The sequence below is a fragment of the Pseudomonas sp. NPDC079086 genome, from assembly GCF_044542155.1.
Lineage (GTDB): Bacteria > Pseudomonadota > Gammaproteobacteria > Pseudomonadales > Pseudomonadaceae > Aquipseudomonas.
This window is the reverse complement of sequence record NZ_JBITTY010000001.1, coordinates 1,722,007-1,740,710: the sequence shown is the minus strand read 5'-3', so window position 1 is coordinate 1,740,710 and position 18,704 is coordinate 1,722,007. Positions and strand designations below refer to the sequence as shown.

The 18,704-nt window shown below is 55.7% G+C and carries 20 protein-coding genes; 3 read left to right on the top strand and 17 right to left on the bottom strand.

Features of this window, described 5'->3' with window-relative positions:
• Nucleotides 1–11 precede the first annotated feature (11 nt).
• The 11 genes from ACIGEK_RS08150 to ACIGEK_RS08100 form a co-directional block, all read right to left on the bottom strand.
• A complete protein-coding gene (locus tag ACIGEK_RS08150; protein ID WP_397492793.1) occupies nt 12–2,195 on the bottom strand; it encodes a hypothetical protein in 2,184 nt (727 codons plus the stop codon).
• A complete protein-coding gene (locus ACIGEK_RS08145; RefSeq protein WP_397492790.1) occupies nt 2,188–2,724 on the bottom strand; it encodes a hypothetical protein in 537 nt (178 codons plus the stop codon). The genes ACIGEK_RS08150 and ACIGEK_RS08145 overlap by 8 nt, the downstream gene beginning before the upstream one ends.
• Nucleotides 2,711–2,902 carry a hypothetical protein gene (locus ACIGEK_RS08140; protein ID WP_397492789.1) on the bottom strand — a complete coding sequence of 64 codons (192 nt, stop codon included), beginning with the start codon at nt 2,900–2,902 and terminating at the stop codon, nt 2,711–2,713. The genes ACIGEK_RS08145 and ACIGEK_RS08140 overlap by 14 nt, the downstream gene beginning before the upstream one ends.
• A complete protein-coding gene (locus ACIGEK_RS08135; protein WP_397492788.1) occupies nt 2,892–3,053 on the bottom strand; it encodes a hypothetical protein in 162 nt (53 codons plus the stop codon). Before ACIGEK_RS08135 ends, ACIGEK_RS08140 begins: the two co-directional genes overlap by 11 nt.
• 1 nt (nt 3,054) lies before the next feature.
• The gene (locus ACIGEK_RS08130) at nt 3,055–3,345 is read right to left on the bottom strand and encodes a hypothetical protein (protein WP_397492787.1); all 291 of its coding nucleotides are present in this window, start codon (nt 3,343–3,345) and stop codon (nt 3,055–3,057) included.
• 25 nt (nt 3,346–3,370) lie between these two features.
• Nucleotides 3,371–3,658 carry a hypothetical protein gene (locus ACIGEK_RS08125; RefSeq protein ID WP_397492786.1) on the bottom strand — a complete coding sequence of 96 codons (288 nt, stop codon included), beginning with the start codon at nt 3,656–3,658 and terminating at the stop codon, nt 3,371–3,373.
• Nucleotides 3,659–3,893: 235 nt separating this feature from the next.
• The gene (locus ACIGEK_RS08120; RefSeq protein WP_397492785.1) at nt 3,894–4,319 is read right to left on the bottom strand and encodes a hypothetical protein; all 426 of its coding nucleotides are present in this window, start codon (nt 4,317–4,319) and stop codon (nt 3,894–3,896) included.
• A 13-nt stretch (nt 4,320–4,332) separates the two neighbouring features.
• Nucleotides 4,333–4,869, bottom strand: a complete 537-nt coding sequence (locus ACIGEK_RS08115; RefSeq protein WP_397492784.1) for a DotI/IcmL family type IV secretion protein — start codon at nt 4,867–4,869, stop codon at nt 4,333–4,335.
• Complete coding sequence (locus ACIGEK_RS08110) at nt 4,866–5,198, bottom strand: hypothetical protein (protein WP_397492783.1); 333 nt, start codon at nt 5,196–5,198, stop codon at nt 4,866–4,868. Before ACIGEK_RS08110 ends, ACIGEK_RS08115 begins: the two co-directional genes overlap by 4 nt.
• Nucleotides 5,185–5,484 carry a hypothetical protein gene (locus ACIGEK_RS08105; protein WP_397492782.1) on the bottom strand — a complete coding sequence of 100 codons (300 nt, stop codon included), beginning with the start codon at nt 5,482–5,484 and terminating at the stop codon, nt 5,185–5,187. Before ACIGEK_RS08105 ends, ACIGEK_RS08110 begins: the two co-directional genes overlap by 14 nt.
• Entirely contained in the window at nt 5,484–6,170 is a 687-nt protein-coding gene (locus tag ACIGEK_RS08100) for an OmpA family protein (RefSeq protein ID WP_397492781.1), read from the bottom strand. The genes ACIGEK_RS08105 and ACIGEK_RS08100 overlap by 1 nt, the downstream gene beginning before the upstream one ends.
• 318 nt (nt 6,171–6,488) lie before the next feature.
• On the opposite strand from ACIGEK_RS08100, the gene ACIGEK_RS08095 reads away from it, so the two are divergent.
• A complete protein-coding gene (locus tag ACIGEK_RS08095) occupies nt 6,489–7,223 on the top strand; it encodes a TraX family protein (RefSeq protein WP_397492780.1) in 735 nt (244 codons plus the stop codon).
• Between the two features lie 326 nt (nt 7,224–7,549).
• On the opposite strand, the gene trfA is transcribed toward ACIGEK_RS08095, so the two are convergent.
• Nucleotides 7,550–8,275: a plasmid replication initiator TrfA gene (gene trfA, locus ACIGEK_RS08090; protein ID WP_397493109.1), complete on the bottom strand. Its 726-nt coding sequence runs from the start codon at nt 8,273–8,275 to the stop codon at nt 7,550–7,552.
• Nucleotides 8,276–9,377: 1,102 nt separating this feature from the next.
• Nucleotides 9,378–10,397 carry an AraC family transcriptional regulator gene (locus ACIGEK_RS08085; protein ID WP_397492779.1) on the bottom strand — a complete coding sequence of 340 codons (1,020 nt, stop codon included), beginning with the start codon at nt 10,395–10,397 and terminating at the stop codon, nt 9,378–9,380.
• 399 nt (nt 10,398–10,796) lie between these two features.
• Between ACIGEK_RS08085 and ACIGEK_RS08080 the strand changes: the two genes are divergently transcribed.
• Nucleotides 10,797–11,636, top strand: coding sequence for a metal-dependent hydrolase (locus ACIGEK_RS08080; protein ID WP_397492778.1), 840 nt, complete (start codon nt 10,797–10,799; stop codon nt 11,634–11,636).
• A gap of 108 nt (nt 11,637–11,744) precedes the next feature.
• On the opposite strand, the gene ACIGEK_RS08075 is transcribed toward ACIGEK_RS08080, so the two are convergent.
• Together ACIGEK_RS08075 and ACIGEK_RS08070 are read right to left on the bottom strand one after the other, a co-directional pair.
• The gene (locus ACIGEK_RS08075; RefSeq protein ID WP_397492777.1) at nt 11,745–12,686 is read right to left on the bottom strand and encodes an alpha/beta fold hydrolase; all 942 of its coding nucleotides are present in this window, start codon (nt 12,684–12,686) and stop codon (nt 11,745–11,747) included.
• 79 nt (nt 12,687–12,765) lie between these two features.
• The gene (locus ACIGEK_RS08070; protein WP_397492776.1) at nt 12,766–13,446 is read right to left on the bottom strand and encodes a TetR/AcrR family transcriptional regulator; all 681 of its coding nucleotides are present in this window, start codon (nt 13,444–13,446) and stop codon (nt 12,766–12,768) included.
• 84 nt (nt 13,447–13,530) lie between these two features.
• Between ACIGEK_RS08070 and ACIGEK_RS08065 the strand changes: the two genes are divergently transcribed.
• The gene (locus ACIGEK_RS08065) at nt 13,531–14,400 is read left to right on the top strand and encodes a hypothetical protein (RefSeq protein ID WP_397492775.1); all 870 of its coding nucleotides are present in this window, start codon (nt 13,531–13,533) and stop codon (nt 14,398–14,400) included.
• Here ACIGEK_RS08065 and ACIGEK_RS08060 read toward each other — a convergent pair.
• Both ACIGEK_RS08060 and ACIGEK_RS08055 read right to left on the bottom strand, forming a co-directional pair.
• Nucleotides 14,389–17,112 carry a LuxR C-terminal-related transcriptional regulator gene (locus tag ACIGEK_RS08060; RefSeq protein WP_397492774.1) on the bottom strand — a complete coding sequence of 908 codons (2,724 nt, stop codon included), beginning with the start codon at nt 17,110–17,112 and terminating at the stop codon, nt 14,389–14,391. The two genes, ACIGEK_RS08065 and ACIGEK_RS08060, sit on opposite strands and share 12 nt — an antisense overlap.
• 204 nt (nt 17,113–17,316) lie before the next feature.
• Nucleotides 17,317–18,684: a DUF1329 domain-containing protein gene (locus ACIGEK_RS08055; protein WP_397492773.1), complete on the bottom strand. Its 1,368-nt coding sequence runs from the start codon at nt 18,682–18,684 to the stop codon at nt 17,317–17,319.
• Between the last annotated feature and the right edge of the window lie 20 nt (nt 18,685–18,704).

Sequence of the window (18,704 nt, the reverse complement as noted above, 5' to 3'; positions counted from 1 at the left end):
AGCAAGACTATTTAGCGTCCCCCGCCCTGCAACGGGCTAGGGTTCCTCGACGGCGTAACCGCTCTACTGATTGCTCCAGTCAGTACTTGCCGCGCACTCGTCGACAATCCGCCCATCAAATTCTGAGGTGCGTTCTCGTAGGGGTTCAGGCCCGGTTCAGAGAACGAGATCATGTTGAGCACAGTGCGCGGGAACGTTGTGATCAGCTGGGCGCTTGTCACAACGACATTCCAGCTCAGCAGAATGATTACTACCACCAGGAGCAAACCGCCGATCAGGATTCCGCCGAGGCTTTCGAGGGGGCGGCCTACTTCAGCAGTGCCCGGGTCAAACATCCCCCAGAGTCCCATGGCCAGCGCCTGCACCATTGCCAAGCCAATTGCACTGATCACAATCGCAGCTGCCAGACCGCCAACTGCCAGAGCCGGGTAAAGGCCAATGAAAATGAGTGCGTTCCAGCCCTTAGCACTCATCTGAGACGTGTGTTCTTCGCCTTTTGGTGCGGCAAAACCAGCGCTCCAAAGCGTCACGCCGAAAAATGCTGTAGCTACAGCTACAAGCCAGCTGATTGCACCCATCAGCCCATAGACCGCGAACAGCAAAGGCATTACATAGCCGAGTATTCCACCCGCGATGATCATCACCCCCCCGATTGATTTCGGCAGCGTTCCATCGGTTAGCGATTTAAGCCCTGGTATGTATTGCGCAATTGTTCCGCCTGCGAAAAAACCGATACCAGTACCAACAAGCGATCGGCCCCAGGAAGCGATAGTGTGGATATTTTGAACGCTTGGCCCGGTAGTTTCTTTAAGAATGTCGAGGCTAAAAACGCGAGCTAGCAGCGATTTTTCCATTCCAGTGTTTCCCGGTTGAATTTGATTCAAAGCTTCCTGCTCTACAACTTTGGAAAGCGCATCACCACTAGTCAATGTAGACAATGCAGACTTCGGCATCATTTTGCTTGTCGCACCTTCCGCATAACTGGCTGCACGACTAAAATCGCTCGCAGCGCGTAGTACGAAAGTACCACCAAGCATCCAACCCCAATTTTTAACTTCGTCAAAATATGGTTCTGCCCGTTGCGCCTGATCACCGGCTAAAGTATTTGCAATTGTCATTTCAACAGTTTTGCTATACCAATCAGCTGTCTGCGCCGTCCAATAAATCGATTTCTCGAAATAGTCTTTATGCTCTATTTCGCTAACACCACCATCTTGAAGTGACTTAGCGTATTTAAAAGAATGAGCTACAAGATTAGTCCATATCTGACGCTGTGCAGCAGCGAGGCCCGCCTCAATGGAAGCTGCATTATTATTTTTAACTTGCTCATATTCATCAGAGCATGTCATTGAGCTCATCCAGCCGAGTTGGCAAAACCAACCCTCTGTTTCAAGTTCACTCTCAACTGTACCGCCAACAGCATTTGGATCGATCAGACCATTTACTCCGATAACGACTGATCGGGCCAAGTCATCAGTTGGCGCGATTAGTGGAATCTGCAGTGACTTGCCGCCAACACTGATAAACGCCTCGGCATCTTCGAGTTGAGTTGGTGCCGGATGTGTTTGGCCGTAAACTTCGTTCCAACGCACTCGCAAAGCAGCTAGCGCAAGCTGCTCACCAGAAAGGCCCGCTACAATTTTCGTCTCACTCGGGTCTTTAAAAACAGCAAAGCCGGCCAGTTGCGCAGCTGACAACTTCCAGGAATTGAGCATTTCTAGGGCAACACCTGGATCTACTTCGACACGAAATTGGGGATCGCTGAACAGGTTGTGACGGTGCATCAGCTCAAAAGCGTCGTGCTGCATAGTGTCGCCGAATTCTGCAGCCATTTTTGAAACGCCTGCGATTAGAGCGTGGCCTGTTGTCAGGGTAATCGGTACTCCACCTGCGCTCGAGACCGGGACAACTGGAGCAACGAGGATCAATGCGACCACTACTCGCAGCGGGTAGAAAAAAGCCTCGTTGCCATCCTTTGCGCCGAAGAAGTTTCCGTTGTTTTTCAGTCGGAAAATTCCTAGGAACATCGCCCAGGATGCCAGCACGCCGAACATCAGCAGGCCGGTTTGTGAAAAAGCCGCTGCGAAAATGGTTAGGGGAGTTACGTCTTGAGCTACTACCTGCGAAACTTCAGAACCATCAAAAATCCAACGCCCAAACATCCAGGCAAGAACAAGCTGGGAGAAGCTATTCATTATAATTCTCCAGGCGAACTTTATAGTTTTTTGGTAGTGTCCGACCAATCAACAGAGTCGGATTCCTCAAGGTTTCTTTAAAGAACTTCATAACCGGCGGGGCGGCTTGGGTATATGCCATGTTCAGGCGGTATGCATTCTGAAAAAGGATCATAAGCACCAGATTAATGAACACGAGATTTGCAAAAATCATCATTGACCCAGCATCGATATTCGATAGCAAGTTGCCCACTATCAAACTGAGGCCCATAACTAAAAGCAGATTAGTGAAAAGAGCGATCTTGTACTTGAGTCGCACGCTTTCAGTTGTCACTGCGTACTGACGGCACATGTCGTCCCATAGCGCCTTATCGTCAAGTTCTGCCAGAGCCTTGGCTTCTTTAGCCTCGCGGCGAATTTCTTGAACGCTACTCCATATCCCGCGTAGAAAATTTATAGGAAGGCTGGCCGAGGTCTTAACTTCACGAACAGCTTTCTTCGTTTGCGCGTAGCCGGTCAAGTAGGCAGCAGCAGTTTTAATCTTGCTCATTATTCACCTCGGGCGTGTAAATAGGTGGAACGGGAGTTTCAGGCTCAACGACCTTAGCTTGTGAAACTGGATCGACACGATTGATAACATCGCGTCCCGGCACGACTAATCCGAAATAAATGATCAAACCAATGCCGATAGCGCGAGGGATTTTCACTTGGGCTTCTTTAAGCAGCATCTTGAATCTCCTGACTCAAAATCTGTTCTACAGTGACCGCAAGAGCTGCGATGACATGCGCGTCATGCTCACAGCTCGGAGGTAGCTCTACGGCCTTAACTTGGATCTCGCGCAAAGCGGCAAGAGCGCGCTGGATTTCGTATACTTTCATTTCAGTCAAACTCGTAATGGTGGCTGCAAGACACTTCGCTTTTGCTCGGAGACTGCCCGTAATTACCATCCTTAAAAAACTCTTTAACAGTCACGATCAGCTGTTCGTCGGTCATCCGTTTAGGGTCTTCTTTGCAGAAAAGAATTAGGTTAGCGCTGTAATTTTCGCCCTGATCTTCGTACCAGAAGTCAAACCAGCCGCTCTCCCATCTTGCGCACACCTCATTACCTCTATCACCTTCGACCTTAATAAATACATCACCAGCATCCCAACGAGTAACCGTAATTTCCATTGTTTCTCTCCCTGATCGACTGTCTTCAACCAATGTAGTAATAAGTCATTTCATCTTCGCCCAGCATAAATTTTCTACCGACGCTTACAACCGACCTACCATCGTAGTGCTTAGTAAACTCTTTAGGCTTTTTAAAGCGCTCAGTAGAAACCGGCTTATACTCAACAACCTTCGTACCTACATCGTATTCGCCAGCCTTCGCAAGAAAATACGGCTTGCCGTTGTTACTTATCTGTATTGTCTTCCATGCTTCGGCGCGATTGTATTCATCCGCTTGTTCGAGCGCGTATACAGCAGCTGAAATATTGCACATCTCTTTAACTCCAATATTTATTCAGACCTCTGTGACTGATGCCTTTATTATAGGATTAGCACGCCACTCAAACTAATTGCATTTATCTAAAGCCTCGGATGCTTTTGCAATTGCGTTAGCATATAAAATTAACGGATATCGAATATTCTCGAATCATTTACTGATAATTTGATTAACTGTAACTATCACCCACAAAAAAGCCCCTCGACAGGGGCTTTATTTGAATCGCTTATCTTTAGTAGCTGCGAATTATTCCAGTGATTTCATTGAAGAACTCTTGAGGATTCTCGCCATGAGTATTGGCCTCCTTCGTCGCCACATACGCCTTCCAGGCACCATCGCTGTACACGAATTTGAAACCTTCCGAACTTGCAGTGCGACGACGATAGCCGCCAAAGTTGTCAATCGGTCGAATCTTCTCAACACCGTCCACTACAAGCGACAGATAGCCAGTATCAGGGTTGCTTGCCTCATTCCAGAACATCAGCTCGATTCGTTTGGCCTTGGGAGTGCCGAGTGCATCCTCTAGATACTGTGAGGCCTTCTCACTGTAAACCGCGTCAGTAGTGGCTGCTTTCGGCATCACCTTATTTACGTCAGTTTCACCGCAGCCCACCAGGGCGAAAAGTGCCAGCACTACCAGGGTAATTTTGATTTTCATGTTGTTAGTCCTTTTACTTATCAGCTTTAAAGCGGATCGCGTTTATCGCGTACCCACTGGGCCTGTCGTTTTGGCGAATCCGTATAACATCAGTTTCAATATATCCTCTCAGGGCCCTTGCCACATCACCGTTAAAAACAATTTGAACAGGAGTGCTGATTGTCGCGGTGTAGCGTTTCCAACCTACATTTTTCCCAATTGCCTTAACATCTTCACTCAGAATCTGCCCTGCCTCGACATTGGCTGAAAGAACAAGGCGGTCTTTCGAGCTCTTAAGCTGATCCATGATCGATAGTTGCGGCGCTTTAGCGCGCTGCAAGTTTTCTCGCCAATCGATGTAGGCCTTGTCTGTCAAACATGCCAAATGTAGATCTTGAAGCTGTCGTATATACGCGCCGTAGTTCAACTCGAATGCTTGCAAAACACACTTCTGATTGAACTCCAGCAGCGGGATCGGATGAGGCTTTGGCTTTGGTTTGTCGCTCGCCGCCTCGGCCTGGACGGTGGCCAGCAGGATCACCGCGGCCAGGACACCTTTCAAGGCGCTCATTGCTCAATAACCTGATGGGTAAGCAGCGCCAAATAAGCTGCAATCGTCACGTACAGCATGCCCAAAACAGCAGATCCAGCAGTTGCCTGTCCGGTGTGAGCTACGTACGTCAGGCCAGCGATTGCAAACGGCCAGGCCAGCGCCGCGGCGCCACAGCCGAACACCAGGGCGACCATGACCAGGCCGGCGAGAATGCGGAAACCCCACGGTGCGTGCTCCAGCGGGAACATGATGCAGGCCTCCAGGCCGGCGACCAGGAAGCGCACGGGGTTGCGAGCAATCCGGCGAGCTGCAGTGAACCCTGGCCATACGATATTAAGCACGTTCATCGTTCAACTCCTCGGCCAGATCCTGCTGCGCAGCACGCCAGTCACGAATCAAGGCCTTCAGCTCATCGGCGCCGGCGCGCAGCTTCGTTCCAGTACCGGGGACCAGTGCAATCCGGCCGGAATCGGCCAGGACGCAATACTCTTCTGCTCTTATGCGCAGCTCCTCGATCTCGTCCCGGCTGGCGGTCGCTGATTCGATCATCAGCGCCGCGTGCTCCAGGATCTCGCCCTGCTGTAGCAGCAGGGCGGTGTCGAGGCCTGGCAGAGGTGCCAGGCGCAGGGTCATTACAGAGCCCCCTTTTCCATGGCCATGGGTTGCAGCGGTGCCTTCAGGCGGATCTCGACGCGACGGTTCTGCGCCCTCCCCTCCTCGCTCGAATTGCTGGCGATAGGCTGAGACGGGCCGGCGCCGTAGACCTGAATGCGGTTCTTATCGATGCCCTGGCCGATGAGGTGCTTGCCGACACTGATTGCGCGCTTTTGCGAGAGCTCGATGTTGCTCGCGTTGCTGCCCACGCTATCGGTGTGGCCGGTCACTTCAATGTTGTTGTCGCCGTATTGCTTGAAGCTGCCGGAAAGCTTGTCGAGGTTGAATTGGGCGGCAGGCGACAGTTCGGTCGAGCCAGTGTTGAAGGTGATCGCGCCGGGCATCACGAGCTTGATGTCGTCGCCCTGGCGTTGTACTTCGATGCCGGTACCGGCGGTTGCCTTGCGCAGCTCGGATTCTTGGCGATCTGCATACACGCCGTAGCCAGCGCCTGCGAGGCCCCCGATACCTGCACCGATGAGAGCGCCCTTACCGCGGTTGTCTTGATTGATCAGAGCGCCTGCCGCTGCGCCGGCCAAGGTGCCGATGCTGCTCCAGGTGAGGGTTTGGTTGCGGCTTCCATCTTTATCAGTCGGGCCCATGCCAGCGCAGCCGGCGAGTGAGATGACGCCGATGATCAGCGATGTGGAGATGATCTTTTTCATATATGTCGAGTCCTTCTTACTGCGACGGGTTGATTGAAATTGCACGCGATTGCATGCGAAGCCGGTTTAGCGGCGGATCAACTTGAGGTCACAGCGAGCACTCGACAGAGCATTTCTTTTTATTGCCTTGCCTCCCCTGTCGCTGATCCTGGGAGGTTCGGTTAACGCTATTACTTGAATAAGTAACCCTTACCTACAATTATTAGCCACCACGACCAAACACGCAAGCATCAAACACCAAAAAGCAATGAATTATATATATCAAACAAGTATCATAAGTACAGAATCCGAAACACAAAGCAACCCTAGAGTTAGCTAATGAAAAATTTCGAACGAAACAACTCGCTTGATCTTATTAAATGGATCGCATTACTTACGATGATAGTTGATCATGCCTGGTACGTATTGCCCCCTGAGTTACAAGAGCCTTTCCGCTGGATGCGCACCATTGGACGCTTCGCATTCCCACTCTTCTGCCTTGCGATAGCCGTAAACGTTTGTCGCCAATCTATTGCATACACAGGAGGATGGAAATATCTCGGTGGCATTTTTTTATTTGCATTGATAAGCCAGCAGCCATATTCAAGATTTTTCGAGGGGAATTATTTAAATATCCTCTTCACCCTGGGCCTTGGTCTAGTTATCACTCAGGCGATTCATCACCGGACGCCATCACTTATCACTGCGGGAGTCGTTGCCTTGGCTATCGCCGCAGCTTATAGACCGATTTTGAGTTTCGGCCTAGCCGGTGTGCTGCTACCAGTCGGTCTCCTAGCAGCCCTCCAGGCGCGTGAGTTTGAAACTCGAATCGCTACCTGGTCGCTTGCTGCTTTAATCGCTGCAGTCGCAAACGCCGGTGCTGGCATCCTGATCCTACGCGATCTGCCGCCAGCGGCTCAGGCTGGTATCTCTGCAGCCGCCCTAGCGCCGTTACTCGGCCTGGCGCTACTGCATGTCCGTATCCGGTCGATCAAGCCGGTTAGCACATGGATGTACCCAATTTATCCGATCCACCTGATGCTGCTCAGCTCTCTGTCGATCGCCTGGGTCTGATGCGGCGAAGCCGCCACACCGCGCCTCAATCCATCCCTTTCCCTTCTGGGGGCTTTTAAGCGCCGTTAGGCGCTTAGTGGGGCATGGTCAACCCGAACCTTACCTCCGCGCAGTTACCCCGACGCCTGAGAAATCCCGAACCCTTGATGTTAAATACAATGTTAAAAGCATGTTAAGGGTCACAGCCAATGCCTGAAGCCCTAGTAAATACGGGGCTCCGCATTGTGCGCGCGCGCAGTAACCCCGACAATCCGCGCAGTAACCCCGAAGCAGCGCGCAGCTACCCCGATGAAAACCGCGCAGCAACCCCGACGCCTGTGGATAACTCAAAGCCTCCTGCTTTTGGTGTGAGGAATCCTTGTCCATCTAACGGTGCCGTCTCCGATTGACCAATCCCTAATAACCCCCTCCTCCTCCAGTTCGCCGAGTGCACTCGGTAACGCCCGACAATCGAAGTCCCGTGCACGCCCTCGCGACCCGCTCCAAACTCTGAGTTTGTCACAACCTATTCCATGCACCCCAACCTTATGCCCAGCTATATAATTTTGGAGATATTTTGCCAAAGGGCTTTTTAGCCTCAACCGAACATCCATATCAATAAATGCAAGAAACTCATTTGCAAATATCGAAACAATCTCCGCATCCATTTCTATGGAATACTGGCCATTCACGCCCCACCTTAATTTATCTATCAACCTAAAACTTTCACCCCCCATCTGATCTTGCGCAAATATAGTGGCACTTGTAAGACGCTCCATGGATTCATGCAGACGCCGATAACTTTCTGAAGAAAGATCACTGCCACGACCAATCGCGCGTAAAAAGGATGATCGTTCGAAAAATATTCTTTCGCCTGAATGTGCGCCTTGAGCCAACTGAACTGTATGCAAAAAGACATCATTGTCATACATGTCTAGCTCCTCGCCTGACATTCTTACTAAGCAGTCAGATCTTCCCTCCAAAATTTGATTCTTTAAAGTTCTCCGCTCTCCCTTCTTAAGATTTGAAAACAAACTAGTCCTAGTCCAGTGCGTCGGCATTGCTGAAGCCATGGCAGGTAGAAACGGAAATTCATATTGAGCAGGCGCGAACTCGCTGCTTGGACGTCCAACTTCGGCCTGTATGGCTTTCTTAGAATTTTCTCGCTCAGCTGCCTCTTGTGATCGTCGATGCAAAATTGCATGGACTCTTGAAGAAGTGCCGTACGCAGTGCCTTCCCCCGACCGAGGCTCATGCATACTGAGCCTCCCGCACCGCAAGCCCCGTGCGAGCTATCGTTTCAGACTTTCGCGGCCGACCCGCCTTCCGCTTCTCGGCACTTAGAACAGGCTCATCGAGCCGGACAACATGCTGCAGAAGCCACCGCTCAACATCTTCTCGACGCCACAGCAGCCGGCCCGCCCCAGGGATGCGGCAGACAGGAGGTAGTTTGTAGGGGTGCTTAGAGTGCTGGTTTTTGATAGTGCCTGGGGCACGGTCAAGGATCAGAGCGAGATCATCAACAGTAAGTAGTTTTTCGAGAGACACAACAACATCCTCCCCCAACCGTAAGGTCAGGATTGGATGGGTTCGCGGCAGCACCGATGATTGACCGTCTGTGGCTTCTGGCTCAGCACATCAGACGGGATCCATTCGGATGCGGGGTTGTGCCCTCATCTGCTTCTCGCTCTCCTCCGCGCTCCACTGATTGGAATCCAGCCCCATCAAAAGCTGGCAGCTTCGCGTCGTCAGGCGACCACCTCATAAGAGGCATCCTTTCTTCCACCCGCACTACAATCCGCTTTTTGCATGGGTGGCACTGGACCGAGGCACCCTGCGACTCATCATCAATACCCTGCAGGCCAGCTGCCGAGCATCTAGAGACCAGGGCCATTTTCGGACCCCGCCAGTTCGATTGCCTCTATCTTAATCATCGGCGGTAATTACCTCAACCACCTTGGCACACTTTTGTCACACTGAACCTGTGAATCATGATGATTCAGCGTGATCGCCGATTATCGCCTAGGCCGGCTCTAACCAGATAAACAAAGGGCTACAGACCGAACAGGTCGTGTTTTCAGGCATCATGAGGACGCTAAATTTTGCAGTTGCACTGCAAAGGCCCGACGGGGAAGGTTTCGCGGATCAGGGTCGGGGTTGCGGCAGAACTCATGGTTATTCCTCAGCGCGGTAATCGCTGGGCAGTTTACCCGTCCATTTCTTGAACGCACGGCGAAAATTCGACGGGTCGCTGAAGCCCAGCAGGTAAGCGATTTCATACAGCGGCAGGTGGGTGGTGGTGAGGTACTGCAGGGCCAGGCTCTTGCGCACTTCATCCAGCACTTGCTGGTAGCTGGTGCCCACGCTGGACAAGTGTCGACGCAGGCTGCGGCCACTGGTGTGCAGGGCACTGGCGGCGCTGGCCAGGTCGGGGAAGTCGCCGGGCCGCGCCAGCAGTAAGCGGCGCACGCGGGTCAGCAGGCCGTCCTGCACATCCAGACTGGCCAGCAGGGCTTCGCATTGTTGCTCGCACATTTGCACCGTGGCCGGGTTGGCCAGGGCCATCGGCCGGTCCAGGTAGGTGATCGGCATGCTCAGACGGTGATAGGGCTGCTCAAACGCCACCGCGACGCCAAACAACCGCTCGTAGCGCTCGGCGTAATGCGGCGCAGCATGGGCAAAGCCCACCTCGACCTCCTGCAAACGCTCGCCCACCAGAAAGCGCGCGATGGTATAGAGGCTGGTCAGCAAACCTTCTGCGGCGAAGCGGCTGAGCGGGCCCAGCGGCATGGTTTCACTGGCGCGCAACTCAATCCGCGTACCCAGCTCGACCATTTCCAGTTCATAGGTCAGGCCCAGCACCCGGTAGTACTTGAGGGCAAACTGCATAGCCTTGCCCAGATTGGCGCTGGACAGCACCGCATAGCCGAGGATGCCGTGGGTCGAGACATTCAGGCGCTGCCCGAGCAGCAGGCCCAACGCTGGCTCATCACACAGACGCAAGGCGCTGCTGGTGAGTTGGGTAAAGTCGATAAAGGACAACCGCCCCTGAGGATTGCCCAGCACTTCGGGGCGTACCCGCGCCTCGGCAAACAGCTGCGCACGAGGCACACCCAGTTCCTCGACCAAATCGAGCAAGGCGGCAGCGTAGGCGACGGGAACCAGTTCAGCGGAGAAATTCAGTGATGGCTTCATGGGCTTCTTATTATCTGGCCAGATATGACCACTGGCAGCGACGATAACCTTGTTCGACAAAAGCCGACAAGGGCATCACTGCACCATGGGCCATGGCCGGCAAACCGACCGAGATCACGCAAAGGCTTACCCATACTCAGGACTTGGTCGGTCGCTCACCACAACCGAAGGTTGGGCGCATGCATGCTATTGCTGCAGCAAATACCCTTCGTCACGCTGATAACGCTCTAGTACGGGCACTCGCAACAATACCCACAGCGCTAATGGGTTCCAGTGGTTGGTACACGCGTACAACATTGGCCATAAATGACCGAAACATTGGCTGTTGTGAACCTTTGCCGAAGCGCTTGGCGAATCCATAGTTAAACCACGCTTTAGTCACAGACTCAGGGAGTCAGCATGGTCAGCACTACCCCGGAAGGTTTGCAGATTCGTCCACGGCATATGGATTTCGATTTCCCTAATCCGCTGCCGCGCCACTGGCACAGCGGTGATGCCTTCAAAAGCCATTTGTTCGATGCCATGTCGGTGCTCTTCCCCGATGGCGAACGCTTCTTTATCGACTCGGTGCGGCACTTCCGCGACCAGATCGATGATCCGGTGCTGAAAGAACAGATCCGTGGTTTTATCGGCCAGGAAGGCCACCACAGCCGCGAGCATCTTGAATACAGCAACCGCCTGCGCGACCTGGGGTACAACATCACCCGCATTGAGAAACGCGCCCAGGCGCGGATTCGCTACACCCAGAAGAAGTTCTCGCCACAGCGACAACTGGCAGCCACAGCCGCGCTTGAACATATCACTGCGATCATGGCCGACGGGCTGCTCAAAGACCCGAAACACCTGGAAGGCGCCCACCCGACCATGGTGCGCTTGTGGCGCTGGCACGCGCTGGAGGAAACCGAGCACAAGGCGGTGGCCTTCGACGTCTACAACCAGGTCTGCGGCAGCCGCAAACTGCTGCGCCGGGCGATGATCATGGGCACCTTCTTCTTCGTGCTCGATACCACACGCGGCCTGGCACACATGCTCAAGCAGGATGGTTTGCTGTGGAACTGGCGCGTATGGCGCGACGGCATCCAGTGGATGTGGGGCAAGGAAGGCGTATTCCGCCCACTGATCAACACCTACCGAGATTTCTTCAAACCCAACTTCCACCCCTGGGAGCACAACAACCTGGAGCTGCTCTACAAGGCCCGTACGGAGTTTGATCTACCCGCACAAAGCCAGGCAGCCTAGCCCAGGCGATGAAACATTAAAGCGAGGGAGCCAGATGGCTCCCTTTTTTATTCTTCTGTTTTTCACCGATTGCGACAGCTATTGCCGCCGCAATCGGATTCTGTGCTGTCAGTCCTGAAGAAAACGCAGGGCATCGGCCGCGCTTTGCTGCGGGATTTCTTCCATCGGAATATGCCCCACGCCCGGGTAGGTTTTTACCTGAATCCCCGGCAGGTCACGTTGCCACAGCGGCACGTGTTTGGGTGAAATCCAGCGATCACGCTCGCCCCACAGCAGCAGGGTCGGCGCCTGAATCTGCGCAACCCGTGCCGAAGTGCCGTGCAGCTCTTCTTTATTGACCTTGAGCAGCACGCGGAAGATATCCATCATCGCCCGGCGATTGCCCGGCCGCCGCGTCAGGTCGTTGTAACGGTCCACCACGCCGGGCTTGATCCGCGCCGGCTCGCCGTAGACTTCCTTGATGCCCTGAGCAATAAGCGCGCGCGGCATCCATAGCGGCATGGCCACAGTGGCGCCGGGCAAGGCTGCGGCGGCAATCATCCATGGCACCTTGTGCATGTGATAACCGGCGGGGTCGATCAGCACCAGTTTCTCCACCCGCTGTGGCTGAGCCAGGGCGAAGTTCCAGGCGATATAACCGCCCAGCGAGTTGCCGACAATCGAGGTTTTATTCACGCCCAGGTAGTCGAGCAGCAGACCGAATACCTTGATCATCCGCTCAGCGGAATACAAGCCATCGCGGGCCGGGCCGGTGAGGCCGAAACCCGGCACATCGAAGCGAATCACCCGGTAATCGGCGGCAAAGGCTGGCAACCAGTCATCCCAGGTGTGCAGCGAGGCGACCACACCGTGGATCAGCACCAGCACCGGTTTGTCGCGACTGCCTTCATCGCGGTAATGCAGGTTGAAACCGTCGAGTTCGATGTAACGCGAGCCATTGGCGGCATTGCCATAGCGCGCCTTGAGGCGCTCCAGCGGCAGGGCGCCGAAACCCAGACGGGCAAAACCGGCCGCCAGCGGTGGCGTCAGCGGGAGACTGGAAGCAGACATGCAGGCACCTCTAGATTGTTGTTATGGGAAAGACGCATCCGGTCTATCAGAGCATGTCCACCTAGAGCTGACGCCTAACCTAGGTTGAGCGTGGGGCGGGACACAGCGAGGCGATCAGCAGCTCACTGAGCACGCGCTTGGCTTGTTCGATTTCCGCGCGACTGGCGGCGCGGCCAAGCAGCTCCAGCGAGGCTGCTTCCATGGCCCAGATCAGCGCACGGTAGGTCAGCGGTTCGGCCGCCTGGGTCGTGTTATGCAGCCGCTCGGCGAGCAGCCGCGCCATCTCGATATGCGCCCGCTGCCGGTGTGCGGCCAAAGGTGAGTCGGCGCGCAAAGCCTCTTCCTGCATCAGGCGGATAATCGGCCCGACGGCCAAGTGATAATCGAAGTAACGCCCGACCATGCCCTGCAACCAGGCTTGCGGACTGCCGGCGAGGCTCTGCATTTCACCGAAGCGCGACAGCAGCAGGGCCACCGCCGTCTGGTAGATGCCTTCGAGCACCTGCATCTTGTTCTCGAAGTATTTGTAGAAAGTGCGCCGCGACACATTAGCCGACGCCAGCAGATCGTTCACCGTGGTGTCCGCCAAACCCTTGCGGGCGAATACCGGAATCGCCGCCAGCTGGATATTGGTGCGCTGTAGATGACCGATCAACGGCCCGTCGCCGTCCTGTTCCTGCTGCTGGGCCACCGCGCCGTATCCGCCGAGGTCTTCAAATACCGCGCGAACGGCACCCAGTTCTGCCAACGCCTGCTGCATCGCACACTTCCCAACCAAGGCGCGGGTGACGCGAGCTGCCAAGCTGGTTACGCTGGGCCACGCATACTCCGCAGGATTGTTCTTGTGTCGCACACGCTACCATCACGCCGTACCTTACCGCTGGCCATCCTTTTGCTGGTTCTGCTCGCTCCGGTGCAGGCCACCGAGCTGTTCTACCTCGGGCAGAAAATTCCCGACATCCACAAGCCCTGGAACAGCGCCGACTACCAGCAACTGCTGGAGGCACTGAGCAAGGTCGACAGCACTCAGCTCAACGCCCTGCCCCGGCGCAGCGGCGAGTTCACCGGGCCGATCTACCAGCGCATGGTCAGCGAGGAGAACTTCCGTCCGCAGCTGAATATCTACGCACCGCTTGAACTACGGCAGAACGAAGCCCGCGAAGCACTGTTTCGCCTTAAGGAGTTGATGCGCCTGTATTTCGATTTTCGCGCCGTGCAACAGCCCTATGCCGCCGAGGCGCTGGGCTTGATGAGTTACTCACTGCGCCAGCAGGCGGTTCTATTTACCCTGACCACCGAATTCTGGATGACCCTATCGGAAAGCGAGCAAAGCAACCCGGTGCGCCTGCAAGGCCTGCATGAAACCAAGGCAGCGGCGGCCATGCTCACCTCCAGCGCATTGGATTACCTGGGTCTGACCAAACAATTTGGCCGTGAGGAACTGGTGCTCTACAGCGCTGAGCTGAGTAAGCAGCTACCCGAGCTGTTTATCCACCTGAGCGGAGAGGTGCGTGAAACCCTGCTGCAACGCGTCGAACAACTGGCGCAGCAGCATGCCTACGCAGAAGTGCAGTCCAACATGCGCGAACTGCAGCCAGTGCTGCTGGCCATTCAGCAGGATGTTCAGGAGAAGCTCGCGGCCGCTGCAGCACAACCGCGCAAGGCACCTACGCGCAGCCTTGATCTGTCAGTACCTGTGGAGTCAGCGCAATAGACCCAGGCTCTTGGCCCGCGCTACCGCCTGGGTACGCCGCTCAACGCCGAGCTTGCTGTTGATATGACGGGCGTGGGTCTTCACCGTGTGCAGGGAGATAAACAGACTGTCACTGATTTCCTGGTTGGAGCAGCCCTGAGCGATCAGTTGTAGCACTGACAACTCCCGCGAACTGAGCGCGTCGACCACACTGGCATAATCGTCCTGGCTGACCAGCGGCAGTGCCTGCGGCAAGTGCTGCTGCAAGGCTTCAATCAACGGACTGGCGTCCTGCGTCAGCAACTGCTCATGCAGCCATCCGGGCTGTCGCGTCAACAGCCCATGGAAAGGTAACAATCCACCGCCGGCCGCGGTTTGCAGGGCACTGCGCAGCTGCTGCTGAGCCTCGCGTTCGCGCCCGGCGGCATGCAATAGATCCGTCAGCTGCATCTGCGCAATCGCCCCCAACAACTGACCACCGGCGTTCTGCGCCAGCTGACTCAAACCGCGCAAGCGCCGCTCCGCCTGTTCATCCTCGCCCTGCAAACGCTCGTAAGTAGCCAGGTGCAGCTGAACATGCAACGGCAGCTGTGGATGGAACTCAGGTGCGGCAGCCGCCTGTTCACCGCCATACGCATCCAGCAAACGACTCAGCCAGACACCTGCCAACTCGGTCTGGCCCTGACGCAACCACAGCTCACATTTGGTTAGCGTGATCATCGCCAGGTAGTAGATCGCCGGAATGTCCCAGATGTGCATCAGGCGCTCGGCTTCGGCCAACTGAGCAAAAGCCTCCGGCAGGTTGCCGCTGCGTCCTTCCAGGCTGGCCAACACGCAGTAACCGATCAGCACGCTGATATCTCGGCAGCCACGCGCCTCTGCAATCCCGGCCAGTAGCCGCTGGCGGGCCTGCTGCGGCTGCAGGCGCAGACTCAGCAGATAGCCTTCGTAGAGGGTCAGCCGCCCGCGCGCGGCGTACTGTCGCTGTGCCGGCAGACTGGCCAAACGCTGTTGGCCCTGACGCACTTCGTCCAGCGCACGCAGCACTTCACCACGGGCTTGCAACACTCGCGCGCGATCGTAATGGGCCAGCGCTTCGAACAGCGGATTGCCGACACGTTGCGCCAACTCCAGAGCTTCCCGGTTCAGCCCGCGAGCACGCCACAGATCCCCGTGCACAATGGCCAGGTTGGCCAAGCTGGACAAGCACATCAGGCGCTGTCCGTAACGGTCCAATGGCAAACAACTCAGCGCCTCAGTGCAATAAGCCTGCGCCTTGGCGCTATCGCCGCGGCCACGGGCAATCACCCCGCTCAGAGCCAGCCACTGGGCCAGCAAGCCTTCTTGTTCGCTGCGCTCACGCGCAGGGAGAAAGCGTCCCAGTTCAGCCAGCAGCTCTTCGGCGGCATCCAGCTGACAGGCCAGCGCCAGCGCCCAGCCATAGAGCAGAATCAGGCGCGGCGTGCTGGTCAGCAGGCTGTCCGGCAAGTCCATCTTCCAGCGCAGCAAGGTCGCGACGTTCTGCTCGGCCAGCAGTTGTTCCTCGGAGAGGTTCTGTACCAGGTTGGCTGCCACGTCCGGTTGACCGGCGCGCAACGCCTGCTCGATGGCTTCATCCAGCATCCCCTCGGCACTGAACCAGCGGCATGCGCGCAAGTGCAGACCTGACGTTGGCTGCGGACGGCTGCGCAGCAGATCGGAAAACAGGTGGTGATAGCGAAACCATTTGCCCTGCTCATCCAGCGGCACCAGAAATACCTGGTGCGCCTGCAGGTGACGGAGAATCGCGGCGCTGTCATGAGCATCACGCAAGGCGTCGCACAGCTCGGCACAGAAGCGTTCCTGGCTAGCTGTTTCATAGAGAAAGGCTTGCACATCGGCCGGCTGGCGCTCGATCACCTCTTCCAGCAGGTAGTCATGAATTAGCCCGTCACCGCCCTGTGCCAGCGCCGGTAAGTTCGCCGACTCCTGCGCCTCATTGGCGGCAAGCGACCAGAGGCGCAGCCCCGCCACCCAGCCCTCACTGCGTTGCAACAAGGCGGCCAGCGCTTCAGCCGACAACGCGGCTCCCTGCAGCGTGAGCAGCGCAGTACTTTCTGCATAGGTCAGACGCAGATCCTGCTCGTGTAATTCCAACAACTGACGCGACAGACGCAAGCGCGCCAGGTGCCAATCCGGGCGCTGCCGGCTGGTCACCAGCATCACCAATCCGGGCGGTAGGTGGCTTAGGAAAAACTGCAAACAGCGGTCGAGTACCGCGCCCTGGGCCAGGTGGTAGTCATCAAGCACCAGCAGCAATGGCTGCTGCGGGTCAAGGCGCAGCGCCAGCTCATCGAGCAGACCATCGAGCCACTCCTCAAAAGCGAAGGGTTGATGCCGTTGGCGCAGACGCAGCAGCCCCAGCGCTTCCTGCCCAACGCCGGGAAAAAACTGCTGCAGGCCGCTAAGCAAACGCTCGAGAAAGCGCCCTGGATCACTGTCCCGCGAACTCAAGCCCAGCCACAGGCTTTGCCACTGCTCAGGCAAGTGCTCGCAGAACTCTATGGCCAATGAGCTTTTACCAAAACCTGCCGGCGCACTGACCAGCAGCAAGCGCCCCGCCAAGCCGCCCAACAGGCGCTCGCACAACCCAGGGCGCGCTACGTAACTAGCCGGCAAAGGGGGTCGATAAAAATACCCACCCAATACGTTGGGCGTGGCAACCAAGCCAGGAATGCGGATCAGATCAGTCATCAACCAGTTTCTTGTAGTAGTCAGGCAGAGGCACTACCAATGCCCCGCAGACTAGCCTCTTGATGCGCGCATTTGAAGCCCTTGTGGCCACCAGGTAGCAAACAGCAATGATTGTTTATCCATCTGCTGCACGTTCACGGGTTTTACCCAGGCATAAAAAAACCGGCCCATATGGGCCGGCTCTTTATGCAGCGTTACTCGGTTTTAGCGAACGCCCGCCTGGCGCAGGGCCGCCGGGGTGTAATCGCTTTCTTTGGCAGGGTAGCCAAACTCGTAAGCACTCTTCTCTTCGTTCTTCATACCCAGAGCCAGGTAGCGACCGGACAGCAGGTCATACAGGGTCTCAATGCTATACCACGGCACTTTCTTGTCGTAGTAATACTGAGCCTGGGCTTCAGCCACACGCCACAGAGTACCGCGACCGTCGTAGTGATCAATCACAGCAGCTTGCCAGGTGTCTTCATCAAGGTAGAAGTCACGTTTGGCATAGATATGACGCTCGCCCGACTTCAGGGTCGCAGTCACATTCCATACACGGTGCAGCTCGTACCGGGTCAGATCCTGGTTGATATGGCCAGCTTTGATGATGTCGTCATACTTCAACTTCGGTGAGTCCAGACGGTAGCTGTTGTAAGGAATGTAAATTTCCTTCTTACCGTTAAGTTTCCACTCATAACGGTCAGGTGCACCGTTGTACATGTCGAAGTTATCGGAGGTACGCAGACCGTCGGCCGCAGTACCTGGACCGTCATACGACACCTGTGGAGCGCGACGCACACGACGTTGACCGGCGTTATACAACCATGCCAGACGCGGCTCTTTAACCTGGTTCAGCGTTTCGTGCACCAGCAGCACGTTACCGGCCAGACGCGACGGAGCCGTTACTCGCTGCTTGAAGTAGAACAATACGTTGCTTGGCTTACTGTTATCAGCATCCTGCAACGCGCCGCGGAAGGTGAACTCATCCTGGAAGTAAACCAGGCTGTAGGAACCGTTAGCTTGCGGAGTAGCCTGGGTTACCAGGCGCTTCACACTGCCACCACGGTAGCGGGTGATGTGGTTCCAAATCGCTTCCAAACCATCCTTCGGAATCGGGAAAGGATAAGCCTGGTCGAAGTTCTCCAGACCGTTACCACCTTCAACCATCTTGGTGTTCACTGCGTTGTTCTTCGCAGCAGCCAAAACATCATCCGGCATGGTCGCCGTACGATGAGTCGGGAACACCGGCATTTTGTAGCTTTCTGGATAACGCTTGAACATCGCCAGCTGGCCTGGGGTCAGCTTGTCTTTGTACTGATCAACGTTTTGCGCGGTGATGGTGAACAGTGGCTGCTCATTCGGAAACGGGTCCGAGAGAAAGCCAGCAGCATCGGCAGTACCGGCACTGGCTGGAAGACCGCCAGTCCACGCGGGGATCGAGCCATCGGCATTACCCGCCATTTCTGCGCCGACTGGCGTCAGCGTAGTACCCAGTTTGGCAGCTTCATCCGGCGATACCGCCGCCATAACACCACTGGCCAGCAGCGAGAGTGTCAGGGCACCGGTTTGCAGCAGACTTTTTGTTGTTTTCATAGTCATATTCGTCCTCAAAA

What these genes read in the sequence shown, in the direction of transcription:
- ACIGEK_RS08055 (WP_397492773.1), bottom strand. Translation starts at nt 18,684, where the DNA reads ATGAAAACAACAAAAAGTCTGCTGCAAACCGGTGCCCTGACACTCTCG.
- ACIGEK_RS08115 (WP_397492784.1), bottom strand. Translation starts at nt 4,869, where the DNA reads ATGAGCGCCTTGAAAGGTGTCCTGGCCGCGGTGATCCTGCTGGCCACC.
- ACIGEK_RS08150 (WP_397492793.1), bottom strand. Translation starts at nt 2,195, where the DNA reads ATGAATAGCTTCTCCCAGCTTGTTCTTGCCTGGATGTTTGGGCGTTGG.
- ACIGEK_RS08145 (WP_397492790.1), bottom strand. Translation starts at nt 2,724, where the DNA reads ATGAGCAAGATTAAAACTGCTGCTGCCTACTTGACCGGCTACGCGCAA.
- ACIGEK_RS08095 (WP_397492780.1), top strand. Translation starts at nt 6,489, where the DNA reads ATGAAAAATTTCGAACGAAACAACTCGCTTGATCTTATTAAATGGATC.
- trfA (WP_397493109.1), bottom strand. Translation starts at nt 8,275, where the DNA reads ATGGCTTCAGCAATGCCGACGCACTGGACTAGGACTAGTTTGTTTTCA.
- ACIGEK_RS08135 (WP_397492788.1), bottom strand. Translation starts at nt 3,053, where the DNA reads ATGAAAGTATACGAAATCCAGCGCGCTCTTGCCGCTTTGCGCGAGATC.
- ACIGEK_RS08085 (WP_397492779.1), bottom strand. Translation starts at nt 10,397, where the DNA reads ATGAAGCCATCACTGAATTTCTCCGCTGAACTGGTTCCCGTCGCCTAC.
- ACIGEK_RS08110 (WP_397492783.1), bottom strand. Translation starts at nt 5,198, where the DNA reads ATGAACGTGCTTAATATCGTATGGCCAGGGTTCACTGCAGCTCGCCGG.
- ACIGEK_RS08105 (WP_397492782.1), bottom strand. Translation starts at nt 5,484, where the DNA reads ATGACCCTGCGCCTGGCACCTCTGCCAGGCCTCGACACCGCCCTGCTG.
- ACIGEK_RS08075 (WP_397492777.1), bottom strand. Translation starts at nt 12,686, where the DNA reads ATGTCTGCTTCCAGTCTCCCGCTGACGCCACCGCTGGCGGCCGGTTTT.
- ACIGEK_RS08070 (WP_397492776.1), bottom strand. Translation starts at nt 13,446, where the DNA reads ATGCAGCAGGCGTTGGCAGAACTGGGTGCCGTTCGCGCGGTATTTGAA.
- ACIGEK_RS08130 (WP_397492787.1), bottom strand. Translation starts at nt 3,345, where the DNA reads ATGGAAATTACGGTTACTCGTTGGGATGCTGGTGATGTATTTATTAAG.
- ACIGEK_RS08125 (WP_397492786.1), bottom strand. Translation starts at nt 3,658, where the DNA reads ATGTGCAATATTTCAGCTGCTGTATACGCGCTCGAACAAGCGGATGAA.
- ACIGEK_RS08060 (WP_397492774.1), bottom strand. Translation starts at nt 17,112, where the DNA reads ATGACTGATCTGATCCGCATTCCTGGCTTGGTTGCCACGCCCAACGTA.
- ACIGEK_RS08140 (WP_397492789.1), bottom strand. Translation starts at nt 2,902, where the DNA reads ATGCTGCTTAAAGAAGCCCAAGTGAAAATCCCTCGCGCTATCGGCATT.
- ACIGEK_RS08120 (WP_397492785.1), bottom strand. Translation starts at nt 4,319, where the DNA reads ATGAAAATCAAAATTACCCTGGTAGTGCTGGCACTTTTCGCCCTGGTG.
- ACIGEK_RS08080 (WP_397492778.1), top strand. Translation starts at nt 10,797, where the DNA reads ATGGTCAGCACTACCCCGGAAGGTTTGCAGATTCGTCCACGGCATATG.
- ACIGEK_RS08100 (WP_397492781.1), bottom strand. Translation starts at nt 6,170, where the DNA reads ATGAAAAAGATCATCTCCACATCGCTGATCATCGGCGTCATCTCACTC.